At 69.4% G+C, this 25,655-nt stretch carries 22 protein-coding genes; 9 read left to right on the forward strand and 13 right to left on the reverse strand.

Annotation, left to right across the window (positions count from 1 at the left end):
- Positions 1–132: 132 nt before the first annotated feature.
- Complete coding sequence (locus AC5I49_RS18080) at positions 133–2,262, reverse strand: 3-hydroxyacyl-CoA dehydrogenase NAD-binding domain-containing protein (protein ID WP_495789685.1); 2,130 nt, start codon at positions 2,260–2,262, stop codon at positions 133–135.
- A gap of 290 nt (positions 2,263–2,552) precedes the next feature.
- Between AC5I49_RS18080 and AC5I49_RS18085 the strand changes: the two genes are divergently transcribed.
- Positions 2,553–3,464: a LysR family transcriptional regulator gene (locus AC5I49_RS18085; RefSeq protein WP_267178189.1), complete on the forward strand. Its 912-nt coding sequence runs from the start codon at positions 2,553–2,555 to the stop codon at positions 3,462–3,464.
- Between the two features lies 1 nt (position 3,465).
- Here the strand turns inward: AC5I49_RS18085 and AC5I49_RS18090 are convergent, their stop codons facing one another.
- From AC5I49_RS18090 to AC5I49_RS18125, 8 genes are all read right to left on the reverse strand, one after another.
- Positions 3,466–3,825 carry a YXWGXW repeat-containing protein gene (locus AC5I49_RS18090; protein WP_026062496.1) on the reverse strand — a complete coding sequence of 120 codons (360 nt, stop codon included), beginning with the start codon at positions 3,823–3,825 and terminating at the stop codon, positions 3,466–3,468.
- Between the two features lie 128 nt (positions 3,826–3,953).
- Positions 3,954–4,379: a type II toxin-antitoxin system VapC family toxin gene (locus AC5I49_RS18095; RefSeq protein WP_034365028.1), complete on the reverse strand. Its 426-nt coding sequence runs from the start codon at positions 4,377–4,379 to the stop codon at positions 3,954–3,956.
- Positions 4,379–4,636, reverse strand: a complete 258-nt coding sequence (locus AC5I49_RS18100; protein ID WP_034365031.1) for a type II toxin-antitoxin system Phd/YefM family antitoxin — start codon at positions 4,634–4,636, stop codon at positions 4,379–4,381. The genes AC5I49_RS18095 and AC5I49_RS18100 overlap by 1 nt, the downstream gene beginning before the upstream one ends.
- Positions 4,637–4,789: 153 nt before the next feature.
- Positions 4,790–5,668, reverse strand: coding sequence for a protease HtpX (gene htpX, locus AC5I49_RS18105; RefSeq protein ID WP_013804154.1), 879 nt, complete (start codon positions 5,666–5,668; stop codon positions 4,790–4,792).
- An 82-nt stretch (positions 5,669–5,750) separates the two neighbouring features.
- The gene (locus tag AC5I49_RS18110) at positions 5,751–6,560 is read right to left on the reverse strand and encodes a DUF3025 domain-containing protein (RefSeq protein ID WP_495789686.1); all 810 of its coding nucleotides are present in this window, start codon (positions 6,558–6,560) and stop codon (positions 5,751–5,753) included.
- Positions 6,557–7,465 carry an NYN domain-containing protein gene (locus AC5I49_RS18115; protein WP_495789687.1) on the reverse strand — a complete coding sequence of 303 codons (909 nt, stop codon included), beginning with the start codon at positions 7,463–7,465 and terminating at the stop codon, positions 6,557–6,559. The genes AC5I49_RS18110 and AC5I49_RS18115 overlap by 4 nt, the downstream gene beginning before the upstream one ends.
- Positions 7,466–7,498: 33 nt before the next feature.
- Complete coding sequence (gene pyrC, locus AC5I49_RS18120; RefSeq protein ID WP_016450291.1) at positions 7,499–8,539, reverse strand: dihydroorotase; 1,041 nt, start codon at positions 8,537–8,539, stop codon at positions 7,499–7,501.
- A gap of 6 nt (positions 8,540–8,545) precedes the next feature.
- Positions 8,546–9,283 (reverse strand): Crp/Fnr family transcriptional regulator, encoded by a 738-nt coding sequence (locus AC5I49_RS18125; RefSeq protein ID WP_047217691.1) that lies wholly within the window; start codon positions 9,281–9,283, stop codon positions 8,546–8,548.
- A 153-nt stretch (positions 9,284–9,436) separates the two neighbouring features.
- Here AC5I49_RS18125 and AC5I49_RS18130 point away from each other — a divergent pair, with 153 nt between their 5' ends.
- The 7 genes from AC5I49_RS18130 to AC5I49_RS18160 are packed head-to-tail and all read left to right on the forward strand — an operon-like array spanning position 9,437 to position 18,683.
- A complete protein-coding gene (locus tag AC5I49_RS18130) occupies positions 9,437–10,501 on the forward strand; it encodes a porin (protein WP_495789688.1) in 1,065 nt (354 codons plus the stop codon).
- 9 nt (positions 10,502–10,510) lie between these two features.
- On the forward strand, positions 10,511–12,628 hold the full coding sequence (locus AC5I49_RS18135; protein ID WP_495789689.1) for an acetate--CoA ligase family protein: 2,118 nt from the start codon (positions 10,511–10,513) through the stop codon (positions 12,626–12,628).
- Positions 12,625–13,647, forward strand: coding sequence for a Bug family tripartite tricarboxylate transporter substrate binding protein (locus AC5I49_RS18140; protein ID WP_063327254.1), 1,023 nt, complete (start codon positions 12,625–12,627; stop codon positions 13,645–13,647). The genes AC5I49_RS18135 and AC5I49_RS18140 overlap by 4 nt, the downstream gene beginning before the upstream one ends.
- A gap of 23 nt (positions 13,648–13,670) precedes the next feature.
- Positions 13,671–15,056, forward strand: coding sequence for a DUF1254 domain-containing protein (locus AC5I49_RS18145; RefSeq protein WP_495789690.1), 1,386 nt, complete (start codon positions 13,671–13,673; stop codon positions 15,054–15,056).
- 8 nt (positions 15,057–15,064) lie between these two features.
- Positions 15,065–16,402 (forward strand): DUF1254 domain-containing protein, encoded by a 1,338-nt coding sequence (locus AC5I49_RS18150; RefSeq protein ID WP_495789691.1) that lies wholly within the window; start codon positions 15,065–15,067, stop codon positions 16,400–16,402.
- Entirely contained in the window at positions 16,399–17,652 is a 1,254-nt protein-coding gene (locus tag AC5I49_RS18155; RefSeq protein ID WP_495789692.1) for an alkyl sulfatase dimerization domain-containing protein, read from the forward strand. The genes AC5I49_RS18150 and AC5I49_RS18155 overlap by 4 nt, the downstream gene beginning before the upstream one ends.
- Positions 17,653–17,693: 41 nt before the next feature.
- Entirely contained in the window at positions 17,694–18,683 is a 990-nt protein-coding gene (locus AC5I49_RS18160; RefSeq protein ID WP_495789693.1) for a Bug family tripartite tricarboxylate transporter substrate binding protein, read from the forward strand.
- A 4-nt stretch (positions 18,684–18,687) separates the two neighbouring features.
- On the opposite strand, the gene AC5I49_RS18165 is transcribed toward AC5I49_RS18160, so the two are convergent.
- The 3 genes from AC5I49_RS18165 to AC5I49_RS18175 form a co-directional block, all read right to left on the reverse strand.
- The gene (locus AC5I49_RS18165; RefSeq protein ID WP_392450381.1) at positions 18,688–19,716 is read right to left on the reverse strand and encodes a Bug family tripartite tricarboxylate transporter substrate binding protein; all 1,029 of its coding nucleotides are present in this window, start codon (positions 19,714–19,716) and stop codon (positions 18,688–18,690) included.
- A gap of 76 nt (positions 19,717–19,792) precedes the next feature.
- On the reverse strand, positions 19,793–20,809 hold the full coding sequence (locus AC5I49_RS18170) for a Bug family tripartite tricarboxylate transporter substrate binding protein (protein WP_016450281.1): 1,017 nt from the start codon (positions 20,807–20,809) through the stop codon (positions 19,793–19,795).
- Positions 20,810–20,823: 14 nt separating this feature from the next.
- Positions 20,824–21,993, reverse strand: a complete 1,170-nt coding sequence (locus AC5I49_RS18175) for a M20 family metallopeptidase (protein ID WP_016451791.1) — start codon at positions 21,991–21,993, stop codon at positions 20,824–20,826.
- Positions 21,994–22,070: 77 nt separating this feature from the next.
- Here AC5I49_RS18175 and AC5I49_RS18180 point away from each other — a divergent pair, with 77 nt between their 5' ends.
- The gene (locus tag AC5I49_RS18180; protein WP_016450279.1) at positions 22,071–23,018 is read left to right on the forward strand and encodes a MurR/RpiR family transcriptional regulator; all 948 of its coding nucleotides are present in this window, start codon (positions 22,071–22,073) and stop codon (positions 23,016–23,018) included.
- Here AC5I49_RS18180 and AC5I49_RS18185 read toward each other — a convergent pair.
- Entirely contained in the window at positions 23,011–25,425 is a 2,415-nt protein-coding gene (locus AC5I49_RS18185; RefSeq protein WP_495789694.1) for a TonB-dependent siderophore receptor, read from the reverse strand. The genes AC5I49_RS18180 and AC5I49_RS18185 overlap by 8 nt on opposite strands.
- Positions 25,426–25,655 lie beyond the last annotated feature (230 nt).

Here is a 25,655-nt window from a genome sequence, read left to right on the forward strand (position 1 = left end):
TTGCCGGCGCGGCCCAGTCGGGGACACCGAGGAAGGGCCTACGCCGGCCGCGCCACCCCACACCGAGGGTGTCGTCCCCCTCCCGCGTAGCGAGAGAGGGGGAAGCCGCGCAGCGGCTCAGGGGGTGATCAGTTACGCTGCCTTGTTCAGGCTTTCGAAATCGCGGCCTTCTGCCACGAGCTTTTCGAGCAGGGGAGCGGGCTTCCAGAACAGCGCGTCTTCCTTGGCGAATTCGCGGATGTCGGCCAGCACCTTGTCCAGACCTTGCATGTCGGCCCACTTCATGGGGCCGCCACGAAAGCGCGGGAAGCCGTAGCCGGACAGGAAGGTCACGTCCACATCCAGCGGGCGCAGGGCAATGCCCTCCTCCACCACCTTGGCGCCTTCGTTGACCATGGCGGCCATGTAGCGGCGCATGATTTCCTCAGGGGTGAATTGGCGCGGCGTCACGCCCTTCTTGGCGCGCTCGGCATCGACGATGGCCAGCACTTCGGGGTCGGGCTGGCCGACGCGTGCGCCCTGCGGGTAGAGGTAGAAGCCACGGCCCGTCTTCTGGCCGAACCAGCCGCGCTCGCAGACGCGGTCGGCCACTTCGACGTAGCGGGCCTTGGGATCGCCCGATTCCAGTGCCGCCGCGCGCCGCCGCTTGCGCGTGGCCCAGCCGATGTCGCCGCCGGCCAGGTCGGTGACCTGGAACGGGCCCATCGGGTAGCCGAAGCCGCGCACGGCCTCGTCGATCTCGTAGGGGCTGGCGCCGTCTTCCATGATGTAGTCGGCAGCCTGCTTGTAGACGGCCAGGATGCGGTTGCCGATGAAGCCGTCGCAGACGCCGGCGCGCACGGGCACCTTCTTCATGCGCTTGGCCAGCTCGAAGGCCGTGGTCACCACGTCGGGCGCCACCTTGGCGGGCACCACGATCTCCAGCAGCTTCATGATGTTGGCGGGGCTGAAGAAGTGCAGGCCGATCACGTCCTGCGGGCGCGAGGTGGCGGCGGCAATGGCGTCGATGTCCAGGTAGGAGGTGTTGGTGGCCAGCACGGCGCCGGGCTTGCAGACGCGGTCCAGTTCCTTGAACACGGCCTTCTTGACTTCGAGGTCCTCGAACACGGCCTCGATCACCAGGTCCACATCCTTGATGTCGTCATAGGAGGTGCTGGGCGTGTAGCGCGCCATGACGGCGGCCTTGGCCTCCTCGGTCATGCGGCCCTTGGCGATCAGGCCGTTGTAGACCTTCTCCACATTGGCCTGGCCGCGCGCGATGGACTCGGCGTCGCGCTCGATCATGGTCACCGTGAGGCCCGCGTCCAGCGCGGACACCGTGATGCCGGCGCCCATGGTGCCGCCGCCGATGACGGCGATCTTGGCAAAGTGGCGCGGCGCAGCGGCCTTGGCTTCGGGAATCTTGGCGGTTTCGCGCTCGGCGAAGAAGGCGTGGATCAGGCCGGCGCGCTGCGGGCTGTTCAGGCATTCCACGAACAGGGCACGCTCCTTGGCGATGCCTTCGTCGAAGGGCAGCTCCACGGCGGCGCGCACGCATTCCACGATCTTCAGCGGCGAGAACAGGCCGCGGCTCTTCTTGGCGGTGTCGGCGGCCAGTGCGTCGAGTTCGGCCAGGGCAGCAGCCTTGTCGGCGATTTCAATGTCACGCGTGCGGCGCGGCGCGGTATTGGTTGCCAGCAGTTCGTTGGTGTATGCCAGGCCTGCGGCCGTGGCATCCGTGCCGTCCACCAGCTTGTCCACCAGGCCGGCGGCGAGCGCGGCCTTGGCCGACAGGTGCTTGCCGCTGAGCATGAGGTCGGCGGCCGCCTTCACGCCCATCAGGCGCGGTGCGCGCTGCGTGCCGCCAGCGCCGGGCAGCAGGCCCAGGTTGACTTCGGGCAGGCCGAGCTTGGCAGCCGGCAAAGCCAGGCGATAGTGGGCCGACATGGCCACTTCCAGGCCGCCGCCCAAGGCCGGGCCATGGATGGCGGCGACCACGATCTTGTCGGAGGCTTCGAGACGATTGAGCACCTCGGGCAGCGAGGGCGGCATGGCGGGCTTGCCGAATTCGCGGATGTCTGCTCCGGCGATGAAGGCCTTGCCCTCACCCACGATGAGCACGGCCTTGACGGCGGCATCCGATTCGGCCTGCTCCACGGCAGCCAGCAGGCCGGCGCGCACGGCCTGGCCCAGGGCATTCACGGGGGGGTTGTTGATGCTGACCACCAGCACGGCGCCGTCAAGGCGGGTCTGGACCACGGAAGCCTGGGCTTGTTCGCTCATCTGCATGTCTCCGAACTTGGGTTTTCCACTCAAAACATCCATTCTTGCCACGACAATGGTTCTTTACAATCCCATGAATGATTGACAGACTGTAAAAACGTATTTGACAGTGTTGAACACCCCCTGAGGCGCTTGCGCGCCTTCCCCCTCTCTGCTTGCTTCGCAAGGGAGGGGGACGACAGCCTCGGTGCGGGGCGGCGCGGCCGGCGTAGGCCCTTCCTCGCTGCCCCTGGCTTTGGAGCGCGCCAGTTTCATAGGCTGTGGGCGAAGCAAAGTATCTGGACATACCTATGGATCTGAACTCGCTGACCCTGCTGGTGGAAATCATCGATAGCGGCAATCTGAGCCAGGCGGCGCGCAAGCTGAAGATGACGCGGGCCAATGTGAGCTATCACCTGACGCAGCTGGAAAAATCGGTGGGGGTGCAGCTGGTGCGGCGCACCACGCGGCGCGTGGAGCCTACCGAGGTGGGGATGCGGATGTACGAGCATGGCCGCGCGATCCAGAACGAGATGATGTCGGCGCGCGAGACGATCACGTCGCTGGGCCAGGGGATGGCAGGGCGCGTGGGGCTGAGCGTGCCCAGCGGCTATGGACAGATCGTGATGAGCGACTGGCTGATCGAGTTCAAGCGGCTGTATCCGGCCATCGTGCTGGATGTGCTGTTCGAGAACCGGGCCGACCATTTGCGCGACGAGGTGGACATCGCCATCCGCGTGATCCAGGAGCCGCCGCTGTCGGTGATTGCGCGCAGCCTGGGCAATGTGCACTACGTGGCCTGCGCCTCACGCGAGTATGCGCAGCAGCACGGCCTGCCCGCCACGCTGTACGAGCTGCGCAACAGCCCGCTGATCACGGCCGGCGTGATGGGCCGCCAGCTGCGCCTGTCGGCCTACCAGGGAACGGACCGCCAGGAGGTGCTGCTGGCGCCGACCATGATCTCCGAGCACTTCCCCTTCCTGCGCCAGGGCATTCTGGCGGGCCTGGGCGTGGGCCTGGTGCCCGACTACGTGGTGCAGGACAAGGTGGCCAGCGGCGAGGTGGTGCTGACCCTGCAGGAGTACCGCCTGAGCATCTTCGGCACCCACATGTACCTGCTGTACCTGCCCGACCGCCACCAGACGCGGGCCGTGCGCACCTGCATCGACTTCCTGCTGGCCAAGGCCGGCCAGGGTGGCAGCGCCGACGCCGCCGCCACCTGACTCAGCGGCGATACCAGCCGCCGGGACGCTGGTACCAGCCGCGCGGCCCATGGTCCCAGCGGTGCGGGCGCCAGGCATAGCCGGGATGCGGCGGCGCCGCCCAATAACCAGGACGCCAGGCATAACGGCCGCCACCCCAGCCCCAGGAGCCGCCGATCCAGACATGGACCGGCGAGGGAGCGACCGGAATGACCTCGGTCTGCACCGGCGGCGGCGCCATGGGCGCATAGACCACCTCGCCCGAAGGACCTACGGGATAGGCAGGCGCCACCACGCAGCCGGTCAACGCCACCGCAGCGGCAGCCAGGACCAGGGCCGGAACCAGGCGACGGCCCGGCGTTTGAATGAATACAGGCTTCACGATGCACTCCTGGCCGCGCTTAGTACGGCCATGCAGATACAACGAAAAAGCCCCTGCCGGTTGTTGACAGGGGCTTGTGAAGCCTGGGTAAAGATCAAGTCTGGCTGTACGTGGGGTTGAGACGGGCCCTACATCCAAGGGTTCAAGACGCGCACTCCATGAACTTGGAACGGCTCGAAGTCCTTGATGTTGCGGGTGACCACGCACAAGCCATGCACCTTCGCCGTGGCCGCGATCAGGCTGTCGGCCAGCGGCCGCGGCGCAGGCACGTGGTAGGCCGCGTTTTCCATGGCCACCATCGCATCCACTGGCAGCACACGTCCCTGAAAGGCCGTGAACACGCGTTCCACCAGCCAGCGGCGCAGCACCTGCCCGGCAGCCGGGTCTTGCCGGGCTTTCAACTGCACGCCTTTCTCCAGCTCCATCAGCGTGATCGCGCTGATGAAAAGGGACTCGGCCGCGACCGATTGCGCCCAGGCCACAACGCCATCGTTCGCGCGGCCGGACGATGCCTTGCGCAGTTCGGAAACGATGTTGGAGTCCAACAGATACATCAGGACAGGTCCACTGTGCGCGGCAAATCCTTCGCGCGCTCAATGTCGAAATCGATATCGGCGGCCTCGGGCATGGCCAGCAATTGAAGAATGTTCCGAGTCTGCCCCGACAGTTCACGGAATTTCTCAATGCTCATCAGCACGTGGGCAGGTTGCCCCCGGTCCAGGATGTAGACCACGTCGTCACCACTGGCCGCTTTCTTGGCAGCGGAAACATGCTGGTTGAATTCACGGCTGCTGAAGGTCGAAATCTGCATGACGCACCTCCGTCAAAGAAAATGCTTGTACGTTACTACATTCGCATAAATGCAGCACCGGACAAGCATTTCTGATGGGGCTTCGGAAAGCGGAGCCCAGTCGATGACCGGGCCCCACTGGACAGGCTCCAGCGTGTCGAACCTGATCCTGAATCAGAGGTTCTGCGCGTTTTGCAGCGCGGCAATGCGCTCTTCGATCGGCGGGTGGGTCGAGAACAGCTTGCCGATGCCACCGGCAATGCCCATGGCGGCCACGCTCTTGGGCAGCTCGCCGGGGTGCATGCCGCCCAGGCGGGCCAGGGCGTTCATCATGGGCTGCTTGCGGCCCATGAGCTGGGCGGCACCCGCGTCGGCGCGGAATTCGCGCTGGCGCGAGAACCAGGCCACGATGATGGCGGCCAGGAAGCCCAGCACGATGTCCAGCACGATGGTGGTCACGTAGTAGCCGATGCCGGGGCCCGAGCTGCTTTCGTCGTTCTTGCGCAGGAAGCTGTCCACGGCATAGCCGATGACGCGCGACAGGAAGACCACGAAGGTGTTCATCACGCCCTGGATCAGGGTCATGGTCACCATATCGCCATTGGCGATGTGGGCGACCTCGTGGCCGATGACGGCCTCCACCTCTTCGCGCGTCATGCCTTCCAGCAGGCCCGTGGACACGGCCACCAGGGCCGAGTTCTTGAAGGCGCCGGTGGCGAAGGCATTGGGCTCGCCCTCGTAGATGCCGACTTCGGGCATGCCGATGCCGGCACGGTCGGCGAAGCCGCGCACGGTGTTGACGATCCAGGCCTCATCGGCGTTGCGCGGCTCATTGATCACGTGCACGCCCGAGCTCCACTTGGCCAGCGGCTTGGAGATCAGCAGCGAGATGATGGCGCCGCCAAAGCCCATGATGAAGGCGAAGCCCAGCAGGGCCCCGAGGTTCAGGCCATTGGAGGTCAGGAAGCGGTTGACGCCCAGCAGGCTGGCGACGATGCCCAGCACCACCACGACGGCGACGTTGGTCAATAGAAAAAGTGCGATGCGTTTCATCAGTGGGTTCTCCACAAAGTGGGGAAAGGGGGAAGGATCTGGGCCCTGCAGCGTTGAAAAGTGAGGGCCGCACCGGCTGTTTTCAAGCCGGGTCCTGCGCCGTTGTCATTCCTTGTTGTGATGCTTGTACGGAACGGGGCGCCCGGAACACGAGAGAGTCATCATAGAAGGAAAAGTTCTCGTTTTCGCGCCACCAGCCGGGCACGCCCAGCACCGGCAAGGGCGCAAAAGGCTTGCACGCCAGGGTGTCGGCCTCCAGCCAGATGCTGCCGGCCAGCCAGGCGTCGATATCCGCTGCGCCAGAAGCCGGCGTGGCGCCTGCACCATCCGTGTGCACGCACAGCACATGGGCCGTGATGGGCTTGCGCGGCTGCACCAGCTTTTCCAGCAGCGCATGGCCTATGGGCAGCAGCCTGGCCTGGCGCCACAGCGCGCGCCGCTCCACGAAGAGCTGGTGCCAGCGCCGGTGGCGCAGCGCCTCGCACAGCGCGGCCGGCGCCAGCAGCAGGGCGCCGTTCTCGTCCAGCACGGTGACGGCATCGCGCAGCGGCCCGCGCTGCGCGCCCACGCCCGCCTGGGCAATGGCGCCGGCCTGCAGGGCATTGCAGCGCTGCTTGAGCGCAGGCCAGCGCAGCCAGATCAGGCCGTTGAAGAAGTCATGCAGGTTGTCGCGCGTGGGAATGCAGTGCGTCTCGAAGATGAATTGCTCGTAGGCCATGCCTTCGGGCAGATCGTGCTGGGGCACAAAGCGCCAGGGCAGCGCCTGTGCGTCGGCCAGTGACTGCAAGGCCTGCCAGACCGGCCGGCCCTGCGCCACCTGCAGGCAGGCCGCCCTGCCCTGCGTTTGCAGCCCCTGCAGCCAGGGCGCATTCCAGTCGATGGGAAACGTCAATTGCCGGACGGCCTGGACTGCGCCTTGGCCAGGCGCTTGTCACGCACGGCCACGCGCGAGGTGCCTTCGTCGCGCATCTCGAAGGCCTGCGTGGCCGCCAGCAGCTTGGTGAGCGTGGCATAGCCGTAGTTGCGCGCATCGAACGAGGCCTTGTTGCCGATCTGCGCGCCCACGGCGCCCACATGGGCCCAGCCGCTTTCGTCCTGCGTGGCGTTGACGGCGCTGCGCAGCATGTTCAACAGGCGCGTGTCCTGGCGCAGCTCCTGCGAAGGAACGCGCAGGCAGGGGCGCTGCGGCTCGGGAACCGACAAGGAGGCAGGTGCCTGCTCGGCCTGGGCCGGCGCGCGTTCCTTGCCGGCGCCGTTGGGCGGCTGGGGCGCGGCGGCGGCCGATGCAGCCACGGGCGGCACCGCCGCCTGGCTTGCCTCATGCGCGGCGTCCTGGCCATTGCCGTTGGCTGGCGCCGCCTCGCCCAGCGCTTCCAGGTACAGGAAGCGCGAGCAGGCATTGACGAAGGGCTGGGGTGTCTGCGCCATGCCGAAGCCGTAGACGGCCGCGCCCTTGGAGCGCAGGTGCATCACCAGCGGGGTGAAGTCGGCGTCGGAGGAGACGATGCCGAAGGCGTCGGGCCGCTCGGTGTAGAGCAGCTCCATGGCGTCCACGGTCATCGCCATGTCGGTGGCGTTCTTGTGCTTGGAGTAGTCGAACTGCTGCATGGGCCGCAGTGCGAAATCCAGCAGCTTGCGCTGCCAGCCGCTGAGCGAATGCTTGGTCCAGTTGCCGTAGGCGCGGCGGATGTCGATGACGCCGAAGGTCGACAGCTCGGTCAGGATCTCGTCGATCATCTCGGCCGGCGCGTTGTCGGCGTCGATCAGCAGGGCGATGCGCGGTTGCGGCTCAGGCATGGCAATCCTCTGGCGGGTGGCAGTCCCGCCAGCTTAAACCAGCTTCCAGGGCAGGGCTTCGCCGGAGCGCAGCGGCTTCAGTTGCGCCTCGCCGAAGGCGAAGCTGTCCGGCGGCGTCCAGCTCTCGCGCACCAGGGTGATCTTGCCGGTGTTGCGCGGCAGGCTGTAGAAGTCCGGGCCGTTGAAGCTGGCGAAGGCTTCGAGCTTGTCCAGCGCGCCGGCATTGTCGAAGGCCTCGGCATACATCTCGATGGCGGCATGGGCGCTGTAGCAGCCCGCGCAGCCCGTGGCGTGTTCCTTGAGATGGGCCGCGTGCGGCGCGCTGTCCGTGCCCAGGAAGAATTTGGGCAGGCCGCTGGTGGCTGCCTCGACCAGGGCCAGGCGGTGCGTCTCGCGCTTGAGCACGGGCAGGCAGTAGTAGTGGGGACGGATGCCGCCCGTGAAGATGGCGTTGCGGTTGAACAGCAGATGCTGGGGCGTGATGGTGGCGCCCACGAAGCGGTCGGCCTCGGTCACGTACTGGGCGGCTTCGCGCGTGGTGATGTGCTCGAAGACGATCTTGAGTTCGGGGAAGTCGCGGCGCAGCGGGATGAGGTGCTGGTCGATGAAGGCGGCCTCGCGGTCGAACAGGTCGATGTCGCTGCTGGTGACTTCGCCGTGCACCAGCAGCAGCAGGCCTTCGCGCTGCATGGCTTCCAAAGTGGGGTAGATCTTGCGCAGGTCGGTGACGCCGTGGTCGCTGTTGGTGGTGGCGCCAGCCGGGTAGAGCTTGCAGGCCACGACGCCGGCCGCCTTGGCGCGCACGATTTCCTCGGGCGGCAGGTTGTCGGTGAGGTACAGCGTCATCAGCGGCTCGAAGGCCATGCCCTCGGGCACGGCCGAGAGGATGCGCTGCTTGTACTCCAGCGCCTGCTCGGCAGTGGTCACCGGCGGCTTGAGGTTGGGCATGATGATGGCGCGCGCAAACTGCGCGGCCGTATGCGGCACCACGCTGCGCATGGCTTCGCCATCGCGCACGTGCAGGTGCCAGTCATCGGGACGGGTGATCGTGAGGGTGTCGGTGGAGGCGGTCATGGTGCGCTATTGTCCCATTGCCGGGCCGGCTGCGGCCGCGCGCCCCAGGCCGGCAAGATCGACCAGCGTCAGCCGCCCATAGGCGGCCTGCAGCAGGCCGCGCTGCTCCAGCAGGCGCAGCTCCTTGTTGATGGTCTGGCGCGAGACCGACAGCATGGCGGCCAGGTCGCTCTGCGAGATGCGCAGCACCACGCCCTGCCCGTCGGGCGCGGGCTGGCCATGCGTGGAGGCCAGCCGCGCCAGCAGCTCGGCCACGCGGTTGTCGATGTTGCTGAAGGCGTGGCGCTGCTGGACGACGATCAGCTCGTGCATGCGCGCCAGCACCAGCAGGCAGATGTCCTTCCACAGCGGCGGATGGGCATCGAGCAGGGCGAGGAAGGACTCGCCGGGGATCTCCACCAGCACCGTGGGCTGGTGCGCGTGGTAGTCGTAGACGAATTGCGTGTGCTCCAGCAGCCGCGCCAGGCCGACGATGTCGCCCGCGCTGTGCATGGACAGCACGAAGCGCGAGCCCGTGGCGTCCACGCCGCCCACTTCCACGCAGCCCGAAGCCACCACCAGCACCTCGCGCCGCTTGGGGTCGGCGGCGCGCACCTGCTGGTGGCGCTCGTAGCGGCCCAGGCGGGACAGCGCCGTCAGCTCATCGAGCACCTCGGGCGGCCAGTTGCGCAGCATGCGGCACAGGCCCAGGGCGCGGCGGATCAGCGCCGAAGGGTCGGCCACGGGAGCAGGCTTGGAGCGCATGGTTCTCTCACGAAGTCGAAGGCCCCGGGTTAGTCCGGTGCCCATGTACCGCCATTTGTCAATGGCTTGACAGAGTGCATCCCCTGTAGCTCGGGATAGTAGCAAGCAAGCCACCGGGCAAAGCATCCGGGGCGCTACCAAGGAGACAAGTTCGTGAAGCACAAGCATTGGCTGGCCGCCGGCGGCATGGCGGCCCTGGGCACGTCCGTGTGGGCCCAGGGCAGCGTGGAGATGTTCGGCATCGTCGACGTCCACATCAACAGCGCAAGGTCGGGCGCCACGCGCCTGAGCCGGCTGGAGGACGGGGGCAGCGCGGCATCGCGCATCGGCTTTCGCGGCAGCGAGGACCTGGGCGGCGGCCTGCGTGCCCAGTTCATGCTGGAGGCCGGCGTGGCGCCGGACACGGGCCTGGGCACCATTCCCGGCCCGGGCCTGGCCTTCACGCGCCAGGCCTGGGTGGGGCTGAACAGCGGCTGGGGCGCCGTGGAGATGGGCCGCATGTACACGCCCATGTTCGGCGCGCTGTTCCGCGCCGATCCGCTGGGCATGAACGCGCTGTTTTCCTCGCTGAACCTGGTGTCGGCCACCGATGCCCAGGCCGGCCTGCGGCCGTTTGCGGCACGGGCCAACAACCTGGTGCGCTACCGCACGCCGGCAGGCCAGCCCTGGCTGGCGGACCTGGCCTATTCCTTCGGCGAAGCGGCTTCACCGAACAGCAGCAACGGCCGCCTCTACGGCGCCACGCTGGGCTGGAACCAGAAGCCCTGGTTCCTGGCCTACAGCTTCCAGAAGTCCGTGGAAGGCAGCGCCGCCGCACCCGTGGCCGCACCCGCCACCAGCCAGTACCAGGCGTTGTCGGCCAGCTGGGAAGCCCTGAATGGGCTGCGCCTGACGGGCAACTACGTCATCAACCGCGTGGACCGCGCCGGCACACCCAAGGCGAAGCTGGCGCAGCTGGGCGCCGATTGGAGCGTGGATGCGCGCTCCAAGCTGCTGGTCTCGATGGCGCGGCGCGAGGTGGGCGGCACGGACCGCGCCCAGAACACCTGGACGCTGGGCTACGACTACGCGCTGAGCAAGCGCACCGTGCTCTACGCGCGCTGGCTGCAGCTGGGCAACGCGGCCAATGCCTCGGCCGCCATTGCCAACGTGCCGGTGGCCGCCCACAGCGGCGACGGCGTGCGGTCCCTGGCGCTGGGCGTGCGCCACAACTTCTGAGGGACATCCATGACCGACAGCCATTGCTTCGACACTTCCCGGCTCGACGCGCTGTTCGCGCCGCGCTCCATCGCCGTGGTCGGCGCCTCGGACCAGGCCAGCAAGATCGGCGGCATTCCGCTGGACTACCTGCTGCGCTTCGGCTACGGCGGCGCGCTGTATGCGGTGAACCCGCGCGCCAGCCGCGTGCAGGGCCTGCCCGCGCACGAGCGGCTGGCCGCCATCGGCGCGCCGGTGGACCTGGCCATCGTCGCCGTGCCGCAGTCGCAGGTGGCCGGCGTGCTGGAGGATGCGGCCGCCGCGCGCGTGCAGTCCATGGTGCTGTTTTCCTCGGGCTATGCCGAGACCGGCTCCGACGGCACGGCCGCCCAGCAGGCGCTGGCGCGGCGCGCGCAGGAGGCGGGCATACGCCTCATCGGCCCGAACTGCCTGGGCTTCATGCGCCCCGGCCACCAGGTCTACGCCACGTTCTCGCCCGCGCCGGGCGGCGGCCTGGTGCGGCCCGGGCGCATCGGCATGGTCAGCCAGTCGGGCGCCTTCGGGGCCTATGCCTACAGCCTGGCGCGCGAGCGCGGGCTGGGCCTGTCGCTGTGGGCCACCACGGGCAACGAGGCCGATGTGCAGCTGGCCGATGGCCTGGCCTGGCTGGCCCAGGACCCCGAGACCGACGTGATCATGGCCTACATGGAGGGCTGCCGCGACGGCCCCCGGCTGCGCGCGGCCCTGGCCCTGGCGCAGGAGCGCGGCAAGCCCGTGGTCATGTGCAAGGTGGGCACCAGCGCCCTGGGCGCGGCCGCCGCCGCATCGCACACGGCCTCGCTGGCGGGCAACGATGCCGTCTATGACGCGGTGTTCCGCCGCTACGGCGTGCTGCGCGCGCATTCCATCACCGACTTCTTCGCGCTGGCGGCCAGCGCCTCCATCGCCCGGGCCCCCAAGGGGCGGTCCATCGGACTGTTCACGGTCTCGGGCGGCGTGGGCGCCATGATGGCCGACGACGCCAGCGCAGCCGGCCTGGACGTGGCACCGCTGTCCGATGCGGCCCAGCGCCAGCTGCGCGAATGGGTGCCGTTTGCCGCGCCGCGCAACCCCGTGGACATCACGGGCCAGGTCACCAACGACATGACGCTGCTGGAGCGCAGCGCCCGCCTGATGCTGGCCGACCGGCAGTTCGACAGCTGGCTGGGCTTCTTCGCGGCAGGCGGCCTGTCCGACGCCTTCTGGCCCGTGCTGCAAAGCCTGGTGCAGACGCTGCGCACCCACCATCCCGACACCCTGCTGGCCGTCAGCACGCTGTGCCCGCCCGAGCGCCGCGATGCGCTGGAGGCGCTGGGCTGCCTGGTGTTCGCCGACCCGGGCGCGGCCATACGCTGCATTGGCGCGCTGGCCCGCCTGCATGAAACACCGCAGGCTTTGCCCGCGATGGCCGATGCAGGCAGCGCACTGCACCTGCCGGCGGGCACGCTGTCGGAGCAGCGCAGCATGGCCCTGCTGGCCGAGGCCGGCGTGCCCGTGGTGCCGCACCGGCTGGTGCGCACGGCGGCCGAGGCAGCGCAGGCCGCGCAGGAGATGGGAGGACGCATTGCGCTCAAGGTCTGCAGCGATGCCATCGCCCACAAGTCCGACGTGGGCGGCGTGGCACTGAACCTGGCGGATGCGGCCGACGCCCAGGCCGCCTTCGACCGCATCCTGGCCAATGCGCGCCAGGCCCGGCCCGAGGCGCGCATCGACGGCGCGCTGGCCGCCCCCATGGTGCAGGGCGGCGTGGAATGCATCGCCGGCGTGCACCGCGACCCGGTGTTCGGCCCGGTGCTGATGTTCGGGCTGGGCGGCATCCATGCCGAGATCCTGCGCGATGTCTCGCTGCGCCTGCTGCCCATCACGCGCGACGACGCGCTGGCCATGGTGCGCGAGCTGCGGGCCTTTGCCGTGCTGGACGGCGCCCGCGGCCGCCCCCGCGTGGACCTGGACAGCATTGCCGACACGCTGTGCGCCCTGGCCGGCTTTGCGCAGCGCGCAGGCGCCACGCTGGAAAGCGCCGAGATCAACCCCCTGATCGCCCGCCCGCGCGAGGACGGCGGCTGCGTGGCCGTCGATGCGCTGGTCATCGGCAGGGAGGCTGCATGAAAGCCAATGCCCATTCCATCTCCCGCCCGGAGGCCACCATGAACACACCCCTGCTGCGCACCGCCGCACTGACCTGCCTTGCCCTGGCCTGCAGCGCCGCGCTGGCCCAGGACGGCTATCCCGCCCGGCCCGTGCGCATCGTCGTGCAATACCAGGCCGGCGGCTCCACCGACACCGTGGCGCGCATCCTGGCCGAGGGCCTGGCCAAGCGCCTGGGCCAGCCCGTGGTGGTGGACAACCGCAGCGGCGCGGGCGGCATCATCGGCACCGAGCATGTGGCCAAGAGCGTGCCCGACGGCCACACCCTGCTGCTGACCGTGCCCGGGCCCATCACGGCCAACCTGGTGCTCTACAAGAAGCTGCCCTACGACCCGCGCACCGAGCTGCGCATGGTCTCGGACGTGGTCTCGCCCTCCATGGTGATGGCCGTCAACCCGGCCGTGCCGGCCAAGGACTTCAAGGGACTGGTCGAGGCCGTGCGCCAGTCGCCGGGCAAGTACGCCATGGGTTCCTGGGGCGCGGGCACGCAGCCGCACCAGGTCCAGGTCTTCATGGACAAGGCCTACGGCCTGCAGTCGCTGCACGTGGCCTACAAGGGCGAGGGGCCCATGTCCATCGACCTGATCAGCGGCGTGATCCAGATGACACTGGGCTCGGCCGCCACGCTCAAGCCCTTCATCGACGCCGGCAAGCTGCGCGCCCTGGCCGTGGCCGGACCGCGCCGCAGCAAGGCCCTGCCCGATGTGCCCACCTTTGCCGAGCAGGGCTACCGCGAGCCCGTGTATGCCATCACGGGATCGATCTCGCTGATGGCGCCCGCACGCACGCCCGATGCCATCGTCGAACGCCTGGGCCGCGAGGTCGCCGCCGTGATGCGCGAGCCCCAGGTGCGCCAGCGTGTCGAGGCGCTGGGCCTGGAGGCCCAGGGCAACAGCCCGGCCGAGGCCAGCGCCGCCTACGCCGCCTTCTTGCCCGTGGCGCTGGACCTGGCGCGCTCCACGGGCGTGACCCTCGACTGACCCCTCCTCCCCTGAAGAAAACAATGGACATGAACCCGACCCCTCCCTCCCTGCCCGAAGTCCGCCGCACCCTGGCGCGCTCCATCGGCCTGACCGCCTTTGTCTACGGCTATCCGCTGATAGAGACCTACCGCACCTGCCGCCTGCAGACCGATGCCGGCGCCGCACGTGCCACCGGTTTGGGCCTGGACATGCGCGGCGACTTCGACACGCTGCACCACAGCCAGCGCCCCTCCACCCATGAGGACCGCGACGTGGTCACGCCCGCCAACGACCTGCTGTACTCGCTGGCCTGGATCCACCTGGCCGACGGCCCGCGCCTGCTGACCGTGCCCTCCAGCGCCGCGCATCCGGGCCGCTATTTCGTGCTGGCCCTGTACGACGCCTATACCGAGAATTTCGAGAACCTGGGACCGCGCAACTGCGCGCCCGAAGGCGAGACCGTGGTCCTGGTCGGGCCGGGCGGCCAGGTGCCGGAACACCTGGCCGGCCACCGTCTGGTGCACTGCCCCAGCAACCTGGTCTGGCTGATCGGCCGCACCGTGGTGGGCGATGCGCCCGACTGGCCTGCAGCCCGCGCACTGCAGGCCGACATCCGGCTGGAGCCCGCGCCGGGCGTGCCGAAAGGAGGCCGCCCGGCCGCCGTCACGAACTGGGTCGGCCCGCCCGTGGACGCCATGGCGGCCGCCTTCGAGAACCAGGAGCCTGCGGCCGAGGTTGCGCCGCGCTTTTTCACCAACCTCTGCCATGCGCTGGCCGAGGCGCCCGGACGCAAGGAGGACCAGGGACTGCTGGCCTGGTTCGGCCAGGCCGGCCTGGTGGCCAGCGCCCACATGGCGTGGGAGCAGCTGGAGGAGCCCGTGCGCGGAGGCCTGACCGAGGGCTTTGCCGACGGCGTGCGCACCGTGGCCGCCATGGGGCGCAACCGCCGCCCCCGGCCCTGGACCATGACGCCGTCCACCGGCCGCTACGGCAGCGAGTACCTCGGCCGCGCACGCACCGCCTACTTGGGCCTGGGCGCGCTGGCCACCAGCGAGGCCATCTACGCGGCCGCCCACCACGACGCAGGCCTGCAGCCGCTGGACGGCAGCCAGCGCTATGTGCTGCGCTTCAATGCCGCCGACATGCCACCGGCCGACGCCTTCTGGTCCGTCACGCTGTACGACGCCGACCGCTTTCTCTACGGCAACGAGATCGGCCGCCACTCCATCGGCGACCGCACGCCGGGATTGCTGCGCGAGGCCGACGGCAGCCTGCAGATCGATCTGGGCCATGCCCGGCCGGCACAGGGCGCCGCCAACTGGCTGCCCACGCCGCACGGGCGCTTCTACCTCATCCTGCGCATGTACCACCCGCAGGCAGGCGCGCACCAATGGCCTGTTCCGCCCCTGCAGCCCGTGGCCGCATGAGACACGCCATGGACCTGAGCACCCTGGCCGAAGAGGCCGTCATCCACACCTGCCCGCTGTACGAGATGCGCCGCATGCGCGCGGCCACCTCGCCCCGGCGCAATGCGGCCGGCGAGGCTGCGCCCGCACCGCTGCGCTGGTGCAACCAGTTCGTGCATGCGCGCCAGTTGCTGCGCGCCGGCACCAGCCGCGTGGTCACGCCCAACAACGACACGCTCTACACCAACGCCTGGCTGGACCTGGGCGCCGGGCCGCTGGTGATCGACGTGCCCGACACGGCGGGCCGCTACTACGTGCTGGGCCTGCTGGACTTCTTCACCAACCCCTTCGCCCACCTGGGCCAGCGCCTGACGGGCACGGCTGCGCGCTCCTTCCTGGTCACGCCGCCCGGCTGGCAGGGGGCGCTGCCGCCACCGTTCGATGCGCCCGGCGCACACATTGCCGCGCCCACGCCCTGGCTGTGGGTGATAGGCCGCATCCTGGTCGATGGCGAGCACGACCTGCCCGCCGTGCACGCGCTGCAGGACGGCTTTGCGGTGCGCCCGCTGGCCGACTGGCAGGCGGGCACGCCCTCGCAGGCCCGCGCCTTCGACCCGGACTGCGATCCCCAGGCCCCGCCAAATGCCGAGCACTATGCAGCCCAGGTGAATGCCGCCTTGCGCGACAACCCGCCGCCGGCGGGGCATGCCGCACGGGTCGCGCGCTTTGCGGCCGTGGGCCTGGGCGCCGGGCTGGGCGCACCCGATGCGCAACAGCAAGCCGCACTGCAGCGCGCACTGGACAGCGTGCTGCCCCGGCTGCGCGCGGCCAGCACGGGCCGGCGCCTGGACTCGGGCTGGGAACTCCCCGCCCTGGTCGAAGGCAGTTTTGGCGACGACTTCCAGGCCCGCGCCGAGATTGCGCTCAAGTACATCGGCATGCTGGAAAGCCGCGAGGCCATCTACCCGCTGGCCTGGCATGACGCCCGGGGCCAGCCCCTGCACGGCAGCCGCCGCTACCGGCTGCGCTTTGCCCCAGGCGCGCTGCCGCCCGTGCAGGCCTTCTGGTCCCTGACCCTCTACGGCGCCCACGACTGCATGCTGGTGGACAACCCCATCGACCGCCATGCCATCGGCGACCGCACGCCGGGCCTGCGCCCCGACGCTGATGGCGATGACGATGGCGATGGCGGGTTGACTATCCACATCAGCCACGCGCCGCCGGCCAGCGAAGACCACCGCGCCAACTGGCTGCCCGCGCCGCGCGAAGGCTTTTACCTGTGCCTGCGCGCCTACATGCCCAGTCCCGAACTGCTGGACGGCCGCTACGCCCTGCCCCCCATCGAACCAGACCCGGAGACCCCATGAACGCCAGAGACGACGACAAGCCCTTCTTGCTGGTGGGCACCGGCAGCGAAACCGTGGCGCCGGGCCTGCACATACTGCGCGGCCAGGGGCAGTCCTTCGTGGCCGTGACCGACGCGGGCCTGGTGGTGATCGACGCCGGCCCCGGCGGCAAGGTCAGCCAGGACATGATCGCCAGCCTGCGCCAGCTCAGCGATGCGCCCGTGCATGCGCTGTGCTACAGCCACGGCCACATCGGCTACAACGCGGGCGTGCCCGCCTGGCTGGAGCATGCGGCCGCGCGCGGAGAGCCTGTGCCGCGCCTCATCGCGCACCGCAACCTGCCGCGCCGCCAGGCGCGCTACCGCGAGACCCGGGCGCTGCAGCACCGCATGGCCGAGATCCAGTTCAACCGCAGCGCGGGCTTTTTCGAGCACCGGCTGGACATGCACGAGCCCACCGAAACCTTCGACACGCGGCTGGAGATAGGCAGCGGAGACAGCCGCATCGAGCTGTTCTGGGCGCCGTCCGAGACCGACGACGCCATCGCGCTGTGGAGCCCCGGCCAGCGCGTGCTGTACGGCGGCGCGGCGCTGCTGGACTCCATCCCCAACATCGGCACGCCCTTTCGCACGCTGCGCGACACCGTGCGCTGGGCCGACACGCTGCAGGCCATGGCCGCGCTGCGCCCGCTCAAGGCCGTGCGCGAGTTCGGTCCCGTGATCGAGGGCGAGCAGGCCGTGCAGCAGGTGCTGCTGCACACCGCACAGGCGCTGCGCTGGCTGCGCGCCGAAGTCGTGCGCCTGATGAACGAGGGCCTGAACGAGCAGCAGGTGCTCGCGGCCATGGACTATCCGCAGGAGCTGTTCGGCGTGGAGTGGATGAAGCCCACCTATGGCGACCCCAGCTACATCGTGCGCGACATCTACCGTTCGGAAAACGGCTGGTGGGACCGCAACCCGACCACGCTGCACCCGGCCCCGCCCGAGGCCGCAGGCGCCGCCATCGCCGATGCCATCACCGACAAGCCCGGCCTGGTGGCCAGCGCCCAGGCGCTGGCCGACGCGGGCCAGTGGCAGCTGGCCCTGCATGTGATCGACGTGCTGGCCACGGCGCCCGGCGACGCGCCCGAGATCGGCCAGGCCCGCAGCCTGAAGGCCGCCTGGCTGCGCCAGCGTGCGCGCGAGGTAGACAGCTATGTCTCGCGCAACCTCTACCGCGTGGGGGCCGACATGATCGAGCAGGGCCGGCAGGCGCGCCTGGGGCTGCGCTGACGAGGCCGCTCACAGGCAAGGCGACACAAGGAGACAAGTGCATGAAGACGATAAAGAAGCACGGCATGGCCCTGGCACTGCTGCTGGCCATGGCCTGCACAGGCCACGCCCAGCCGGCACAGGATGCCGGCAACTACCCCGCCCGCCCCGTCACGCTGATCGTGCCCACGGCCGCCGCCGGCGGCACGGACACCATCGCGCGGGTGTTTGCCGAAGGCCTGACCAGGCTGCTCAGGCAGCCCTTCGTGGTGGACAACCGGCCCGGCGCCAACGGCCTGGTCGGCGTGGAGCAGGCCGCGCGCGGCGCGCCGGACGGCTACCGGCTGCTGTTCACCTACACGGCGTCCATGGCCGTGAACCCCAGCCTCTACCGCAAGGTTCCGTATGACCCGATCAAGGACTTTGCGCCCATTGCGCAGATCGGCCGCGCGGGCAATCTGCTGCTGGTCTCGCGCGATCTGCCCGTGCATTCGCTCAAGGAGTTCGTGGAGCATGTGCGCGCCCGGCCCGGCCAGCTCAGCTACTGTTCCTGGGGCCAGGGCTCGGGCGGGCACCTGACCATGGAATTCCTGCTCAAGCAGGCCGGCCTGCAGATGCAGCATGTGCCCTACAAGGGCAGCAGCCCCTGTGTGCAGGGCCTGCTGGGCGGGCAGGTGCAAGCGGCGTTTGCAGACACCTCTTCCACCGTGGAGCTGGTGCGTGCGGGCCGCGTGCGCGCCATCGCCCACAGCGGCGACAAGCGCATTCCCAGCCAGCCGGACCTGCCCAGCCTGACCGAGGCGGGCTACCCGTTCCACAACTATTCCTGGTACGGCGTCTTCGCGCCCGCCAAAACGCCGCAGCCCATCGTGGACAAGCTCAACGCCGCCATCAACCAGTTGCTGCAGGACCCGGCCACGGCCAAAAAGCTGGGCGAGCTCAACCTGACCGACCTGCCCCGGACCACGCCCGCGCAATTCGCCGACACGCTGCGCCAGGACCTGGCGGACTGGGGGCGGCTGGTGCGCGAGGTGGGTGTGCAGTTGGACTAGCAGCTCACTCGGCGACGATGCCCGTCCTGCGCACCACCTCGCCAAAGCGCTTGAGGCGGTCGGACATCATGGCCTCGAAGGCGGCGGGGCTCATTTCCTCGGGCGGGGTCACGCCCCGGTCCTGCAGGCTGGCCACCATGGCCGGCGCCGTGGCGGCCTGGCGCACGGCCTTGAAGAGGGCCTGCACCACGGGCGCGGGCGTGCCGGCCGGCGCGGCCAGGCCGGTCCATGAGCTCATGTTCAGCTGCGGATAGCCCACCTCGGCCAGCGTGGGCACATCGGGCAGCTGCGCCACGCGCTGCTCGGAGGCCACGGCCAGGGCGCGCACCTTGCCTGCCTGGATGTGGGGCAGCATGGAGATGAGGTTGTCCAGGAACACCTGCACCTCGCCCGCCAGCACCGAGGTGACCAGCAGCGTGCCGCCCCGGTAGGGAACATGGGTGATGTCCAGGCCCGCATCGGCCTTGAACATCTCCATGTTGAGCTGGCCCATGCTGCCCGTGCCGCCGCTGCCGTAGTTGAGCTGGCCAGGGTGCTTTTTGGCATAGGCGATGAACTCCGCAAAGCTGCGGATGGGCAGGCTCGCGGGCACGACCAGCACATTGGGCAGGCGGCCCAGGATGGCGATGTTCTCGAAATCCTTGATGGGGTCGTAGCCCACCTTGGGCTGGGTCAGAGGATTGGCCAGGTGGCTGCTCTGCGAGGACACGACCAGGGTGTAGCCGTCCGGCTTGGCGCGCGCCACGGCCAGCGCGGCCACCGAGCCACCCGCGCCGGGCCGGTTCTCCACGACGATGGGCACGCCCAGGATGCGTGCCATGGGCTCGGCGTACTGGCGTGCCATGGCATCCACCGAACCGCCCGGAGGGAACGGCACGATGAAGCTGATCTGGCGCGAGGGGTAGCCGGCGGCCTTGCCTTCGGCGGCCAGCGCCGCAAGCGGCGCCAGCATCCCCAGGCCCAGCCCCGCGCCAAGCACACGGCGGCGGGAAGGGTGGCTGGCAGCCTGGCGGGCGATAGGGGTCATGCTCATGTCTCCTCCTTATGGAAATACGTCGGCTGCGTCCGGCCATCCGGGGCGCCCTGGGGGCGCCCTGGGCGTGCCCTGCTTACTCGGCCACGATATGGGCCTTGCGCACCACCTCGCCGAAGAGCTTCAGGCGCTCGGCCATCATCTTCTCGAACGCGGCAGGGCTCATCTCCTCGGGCGCGACCACGCCGCGCTCCTTGAGGCTGGCCACCATGGCAGGCGCGGTGGCGGCCTGGCGCACGGCCTTGTGCAGCGTCTGCACGATGGCGTCGGGCGTGCCCGCAGGCGCCGCGATGCCGGTCCAGGAGCTCATGTTGAGCTGGGGATAGCCGACCTCGGCCATGGTGGGCACGTCGGGCAGCATGGGCAGGCGCTGCTCCGAGGCCACGACCAGGGCTCGCACCTTGCCCGACTGCACATGGGGCAGCATGAAGACCAGGTTGTCGAGGATGAACTGCACCTCGTTGCCGATGGCCGCCGTGACCAGCGGCGAGCCGCCGCGGTAGGGAATGTGGGTGGCGAAGATGCCCGTGGCGGCCTTGAGCATTTCCACGTTGAGCTGGCCCATGCTGCCGATGCCGGCGCTGCCGTAGTTGACCTGGCCGGGGCGCTTTTTCACGTACTCGATGAACTCCTGGAAGTTCTTCACGGGCAGGCTGGAATGCACCATCAGCGCATTGGGCTGGCGGCCCAGGATGGCGATGTTCTCGAAGTCCTTGATGGGGTCGTAGCCGATCTTGGGCTGGGTCAGCGGATTGGCCAGGTGGCTGCTTTGCGAGGACACGACCAGGGTGTAGCCGTCCGGCTTGGCGCGCGACACGTACTGCGTGGCGACCGAGCCGCCCGCGCCGGGACGGTTCTCCACCACGATGGGCACGCCCAGGATGCGCGACAGGGGCTCGGCGTACTGGCGGCCCATGATGTCCACCGAGCCGCCGGGCGGAAACGGCACGACCAGCGTGATCGGGCGCGAGGGGTACTTGTCATCGGCGCGTGCGGCCAGCGGCGCCAGCGCGGACAGGCCCGCCAGGCCAAGGCCTGCGCCCAGCAGCTTGCGGCGGGTGGGGAAGGATGCATTCACGGACAGGTTTTTCATGGGTATCAGCGGAGTCAAGGATGGTCGAAGATGGCGAGGGCCACGGCCTGGGCGCGCGGCACGAAGGTGGCCAGCTCGCAGTACTCGCGCTCGGTATGGGGATGGCCCCCCACGGGGCCGGTGGCGCACAGCGTGGGCACGCCCACCGAGGCCGTGAGGCCGCTGTCGGCCGCGCCGCCCGTGAACTCGCCCTGCACGTCGAAGCCCAGCGACTGCGCGCCGCGACGGTACAGCTGCAGCAGCGCATCGGGCGTGGGCGCCATGGGCAGGGTGCGGCGCACGGCGGTGACGCGGCCCTGGGTGCGGGGCACGGATTCTTCCTCCACGATGGCGCGGATGCGCTCCATCAGCGCATCGGGATCGGTCTGGGCCGTGTAGCGCACATCGAGTTCGGCCTTGGCGTGGGGCGCCACCATGTTCGGCACGATGCCGCCCTGCAGCACGCCCACATTGGTGGTCGTGCCCGTGGCGGGATCGGTCAGCGCATGCAAGGCCAGCAGCTTGCGCGCCATGGCTTCCAGCGCGCTGGCGCCGGCCGCGTGGTTGATGCCGGCGTGGGCGGCCACGCCCTGCACCTCGAACTCCACGGCCATCGATCCCTTGCGGCTGGTCACCAGGTTGCCGCTGACGCGGCCCGGCTCGGCGTTGAAGACGGCGCGCGCACCGCGCACCGTATCCATGATGGTCTGGCGCGTGGCGGGCGAGCCGATCTCCTCGTCGCACGAGAAGAACAGCTTGAGCGGCGCGCCCAGGCCGCCGCAGCGCGCAAAGGCCTCGGCCACGAAGACGTTGAGCACCAGGCCCGACTTCATGTCGGCCACGCCGGGACCGTAGGCCCGGCCTTCTTCCACGCGGAAGGGGCGGCGCGCCACGGTGCCGGCCGGAAAGACCGTGTCCATGTGGCCCATCAGATAGATGGGCGCGCCCTCGCCGGGCCCGGGCACGTCGGCATGCAGCAGCACGCCGTAGCCGGGAACGTCCTCGAAGCGCACGGCCACGCCGGCCGCCTCCAGCCGCTCGCGCAGGGCCTGGGCCACGGCCAGGATGCCGGCTTCATCGCGGCTGCCGCTGTCGATATCGACAATCCTGTGCAACAGATCTTGCATGGCCTGCTGCTGGCCGCCCAGCCAGTCCAGCAGTCTCGCGCGCTGCTGCACGCGGCTTTGTTCGAGGGTATCGTGCATGGTGGAATCTCCAGAGTGCATGCAGTGTTGCACGCGACCCCCTATTTTGCAACACACGTTGCATATACAAGAAAAACATGAAATCACCATTGCAAAAAGCCGCGCTGCTGCTGCCGCAGCGCCTGGCGCAGCAGGGCGCGGAACTGACGGCCAGCGAGCAGACGCTGGCCCAGACCCTGGGCAGCGACTACCCGCATGCGCTGCTGGAATCGGCCACCGCCCTGGCAGCGCGCACAGGCACCAGCGCCTCGACCGTGGTGCGCCTGTTCGCCAAGCTCGGCTATGCCAGCTATGCCGAGGCCCAGCGCGAGGCGCGCGGCGAGGTGACCGCGCTGCTGCAGACGGCTGCCCAGCGCGCGCCCGTGCTGCTGGGCGCGCAGCGCAGCCTGAGCGAGTGCGTGGACGATGCACTGCTGCACGACCAGCACAACATCCAATCCACGCGCGAAGGGCTGGACATGGCGGCCTTCGAGGCCATGGCCCGGCAGCTCGCGCAGGACGAGGGCCGGGTGTTCGTGCTGGCCCAGCTCAACAGCTCGCCGGTCTCCGCCTGGCTGGCCCTGCACCTGAACATGTGCCGCCCCGGCGTGCAGCAGCTGGATGCAGGCGCCATCGCCCCGGCCGACCAGCTGCTGTGGGTAGGCCCCACCGACACGCTGCTGGCCTTCAGCGTCAGCCAGTATTCACGCGGCACCTACGAAGTGGCGCAGCGATTTTCGGAAGCCGGCGCCCGGGTGCTGGCCATCACCGACAGCCCCACGGCCCCCCTGGCCACCGTGGCCCACCACTGGCTGCAGGTGCGCACGGCCAATGCCTCGCCCTTTCACTCCTACACGGCCGCCTTCTACCTGTGCAATGCCCTGGTCTCGGCCGTGGCCCAGTTGCGCCATGCCGATGTGTCCGAGGCGCTGGCCCGGCGCGACGCGCTGTGGAGGGAGTTCAACCACCAGCTGATCAGGACGCCCGAGCCGCGCGGGCCGGCTCGCGCCGCGCGCAAGCCACCCGCGCGCAGGTCTTCTACATAGACCAGTAGTACTTGAAGCTCAGCGTGGCCTCGCGATCCACGCCGCGGAAGATGCCTGCGAAGTACTTGCGGTTGAACAGGTTGTTGATGTTCAGCGCGATGCGGTACTGCGGCGTCTCGTAGGCCAGCGCCAGGTCGGCCAGCGTGGCGGAGTCGTTGATGTTCAGCGTGCCGTCCGCCGCCACGTTGTAGGGAGAGCGACCCTTGTAGCGCAGGCCGCCGGCCACCATCAGGCCCGGCACCGCGCGCGGGCGGTAGTCCAGCCACAGGCTGGCCATGTGGCGTGTGGTCTGTATGGTCTGGCGGCCGATTTCGGCGGGCCGGTTGCTCTGCGTGGTGCGCGGGTCCAGGTAGGTGTAGCTGGCCAGCGCGTTCAGCTCGCGCGTGAGCGCGAAGCGGCCTTCCAGCTCCAGCCCCGTGGAGCGCACCTCGCCCGTCTGGATGCTGAAGCGCGGGTGGTCGGGGTCCAGCGTGGTGACGTTGGTCTGGCGCAGGTCGAAGACCGAGGCCGTGATCAGCGAGGTGCTTCCCGGAGGCTGGTACTTCACGCCCGCCTCGTACTGCTTGCCGCGCCGGGGCTCGAACGGATTGCCGTCGTACTGCAGGCCCGTGACCGGATCGAAGGAGGTCGCATAGCTCGCATAGGGCGCCCAGCCGCTGTCGAACAGGTAGAGCAGGCCCGCGCTGCCGGTGGTGGCGCTGTCGCTCATGCGCGGCTGGGTGCTGCTGTTCTGCGTGGTGCGCGCCTGGTCATGGCGCAGGCTGAGATTGGCCACCCAGCGGTCCCACTTGAACTGGTTGAGCGTGTAGATGCCGGTCTGGCGCAGGTCCGTGCGGCTGTCCTCCAGCTCTGGATAGGCGATGGACTGGCCATAGGCGGGGTCGAGCATGTCCAGGTCGGGCACATCCCAGCCAAAGCCCAGGCCGCCGCGCTCCCTGTACTTCACATGGTCCATGCCGAAGGCCAGCCGGTGCTGCAGCCCGCCCCATCGCAGGTCCTTGTGCAGGCGGGTGTCCAGCGCCAGCGTGCGGCCCTTGGTGCGCTGGGCCAGGCTGGCGCGCGAGACGCTTCGGCCGTCGGCCAGCACGTCCATGGCGTAGATATGGCGGTAATCGATGTCGATGGCGGAGTAGCGCAGGTTCTGCGTGAGCTGCCAGCCGCTGTCGGTCTGGTGCGAGAACTCGTAGCCCAGCGATCGCGTGTCGCGGTCGAATCGGTCGAAGGACGGGTCGCCGGCGGTCAGGTGCGCGGGCAGGTCCTTGATCTGCGGGTAGGTGAACAGGCTGGGCCACCAGGACTTGGGCGTGCCGCGCTCGCGCGAGTAGCTGCCCAGCACGGTCAGGTGGGTGCGGCCGGAGAGGTTCCAGCGCAGCGAGGGCGCGATGGAGATGCGGTCATCGCGCGAGCCCACGGTGCGTCCGTCGCTGTCACGCGCCTTGAGGTTGAGCCGGTACAGCAGGTCGCCCGAGGCATCCAGCGCGCCGCCGAGATCGGCCGTGGCCTGGGCGCGCTGGTAGCGGCCATAGGACAGGCCCACGCTGTTCACATGGTCGGCCTCGGGTTTCTTGGAGACCACGTTGATCACGCCGCCCGGCCGCCCCTGGCCAAAGAGCACGGAGGCCGGGCCCTTGATGACCTCGATGCTGTCCAGCTCGTCGATCTCGTCGTTCCACGAACCATAGGTGCCGGCCGAGAACTGCCGCAGCCCGTCCTTGTAGTAGGAGCTGCCATCGCTGAAACCCCGGATGATGGCGCCCGTCATGCGCAGGTCCGCGCCCGTGACTTCGGTGGACACGCCGGCCGTGTACGACAGGGCCTGCTCGATGCTCTTGGGCGCCTGGTTCTGCAGCTGTTCCTGGGTGACGATGGAGATGGAGCGCGGCGTCTCGATCAGCGGCGTGTCCAGCTTGGTGCTGGCGCTCCTGCCGCTGCCCACGTAGCTGCCCGGCGCGGCCATGCGCTGCGAGGTCACGTTGACCGTGGACAGCGTGGTGCCCGCCGACGCCTGCGGCGCAGGCTCAGGCGCAGGCGCCTTTCGCAGCGTGAACGTGCCCTGCTCGGTGCTGTGCGCGGTCACGCCGGTGCCGGCCAACAGCCGGTCCATGGCCTCCTGCGGCGTGAAGCTGCCCCGGAGGGCCGGCGCCTGGCGGCCGCCCAGCACGGCTTCGTCGTACAGCACCTGGAACTGGGTCTGGCGGCCAAAGGCGCGCAGCGCGTTGATCAGCGGCTGGGCCGGCTGGTCAAAGGCCAGCCGCTGTCCGGATGACGGCATCGGTGAAGAGGCGGCCGGCTGCTGAAGCTGTTGCGCACGGGCGGACGGCGCGGCGCCCATGCCGGCCACGGCACCGGCCACCAGCCACGCCAGCAGGCGCGGACTGGCCTGCGGGCCGGCGCCCTGCTCCTTCATGTTCCTGCGTCGGGCATGTGTGCCCCTGCCTGCGAATTCCCTGCCTGCTGCTTCTTGCGCTCTCATTGCCACTCCGTTGCTGTGCCGTTGCACGGGCACGCGACGGGCAGGCCGCAGGCAGCCGTCGCGGGCGATCAGGAACCGCGCCGGACAAGCCATGCCAGCCCACCCGCGCATGCGCGTCAGGTGTTGCGGCCGTTGGCTGGGGCGTGAGGGACGAGCGCCCTCGG

Source organism: Delftia sp. (assembly GCF_059499305.1).

Bases quoted from the DNA above. Each gene is read 5' to 3' on its own strand.
- AC5I49_RS18150 (WP_495789691.1), top strand. From the start codon at position 15,065: ATGGACCTGAGCACCCTGGCCGAAGAGGCCGTCATCCACACCTGCCCG.
- AC5I49_RS18160 (WP_495789693.1), top strand. From the start codon at position 17,694: ATGAAGACGATAAAGAAGCACGGCATGGCCCTGGCACTGCTGCTGGCC.
- AC5I49_RS18165 (WP_392450381.1), bottom strand. From the start codon at position 19,716: ATGAGCATGACCCCTATCGCCCGCCAGGCTGCCAGCCACCCTTCCCGC.
- AC5I49_RS18185 (WP_495789694.1), bottom strand. From the start codon at position 25,425: ATGAAGGAGCAGGGCGCCGGCCCGCAGGCCAGTCCGCGCCTGCTGGCG.
- AC5I49_RS18085 (WP_267178189.1), top strand. From the start codon at position 2,553: ATGGATCTGAACTCGCTGACCCTGCTGGTGGAAATCATCGATAGCGGC.
- AC5I49_RS18155 (WP_495789692.1), top strand. From the start codon at position 16,399: ATGAACGCCAGAGACGACGACAAGCCCTTCTTGCTGGTGGGCACCGGC.
- AC5I49_RS18170 (WP_016450281.1), bottom strand. From the start codon at position 20,809: ATGAAAAACCTGTCCGTGAATGCATCCTTCCCCACCCGCCGCAAGCTG.
- AC5I49_RS18080 (WP_495789685.1), bottom strand. From the start codon at position 2,262: ATGAGCGAACAAGCCCAGGCTTCCGTGGTCCAGACCCGCCTTGACGGC.
- AC5I49_RS18180 (WP_016450279.1), top strand. From the start codon at position 22,071: ATGAAATCACCATTGCAAAAAGCCGCGCTGCTGCTGCCGCAGCGCCTG.
- AC5I49_RS18100 (WP_034365031.1), bottom strand. From the start codon at position 4,636: ATGCAGATTTCGACCTTCAGCAGCCGTGAATTCAACCAGCATGTTTCC.
- pyrC (WP_016450291.1), bottom strand. From the start codon at position 8,539: ATGACCGCCTCCACCGACACCCTCACGATCACCCGTCCCGATGACTGG.
- AC5I49_RS18135 (WP_495789689.1), top strand. From the start codon at position 10,511: ATGACCGACAGCCATTGCTTCGACACTTCCCGGCTCGACGCGCTGTTC.
- AC5I49_RS18095 (WP_034365028.1), bottom strand. From the start codon at position 4,379: ATGTATCTGTTGGACTCCAACATCGTTTCCGAACTGCGCAAGGCATCG.
- AC5I49_RS18145 (WP_495789690.1), top strand. From the start codon at position 13,671: ATGGACATGAACCCGACCCCTCCCTCCCTGCCCGAAGTCCGCCGCACC.
- AC5I49_RS18115 (WP_495789687.1), bottom strand. From the start codon at position 7,465: ATGCCTGAGCCGCAACCGCGCATCGCCCTGCTGATCGACGCCGACAAC.
- AC5I49_RS18175 (WP_016451791.1), bottom strand. From the start codon at position 21,993: ATGCACGATACCCTCGAACAAAGCCGCGTGCAGCAGCGCGCGAGACTG.
- AC5I49_RS18140 (WP_063327254.1), top strand. From the start codon at position 12,625: ATGAAAGCCAATGCCCATTCCATCTCCCGCCCGGAGGCCACCATGAAC.
- htpX (WP_013804154.1), bottom strand. From the start codon at position 5,668: ATGAAACGCATCGCACTTTTTCTATTGACCAACGTCGCCGTCGTGGTG.
- AC5I49_RS18125 (WP_047217691.1), bottom strand. From the start codon at position 9,283: ATGCGCTCCAAGCCTGCTCCCGTGGCCGACCCTTCGGCGCTGATCCGC.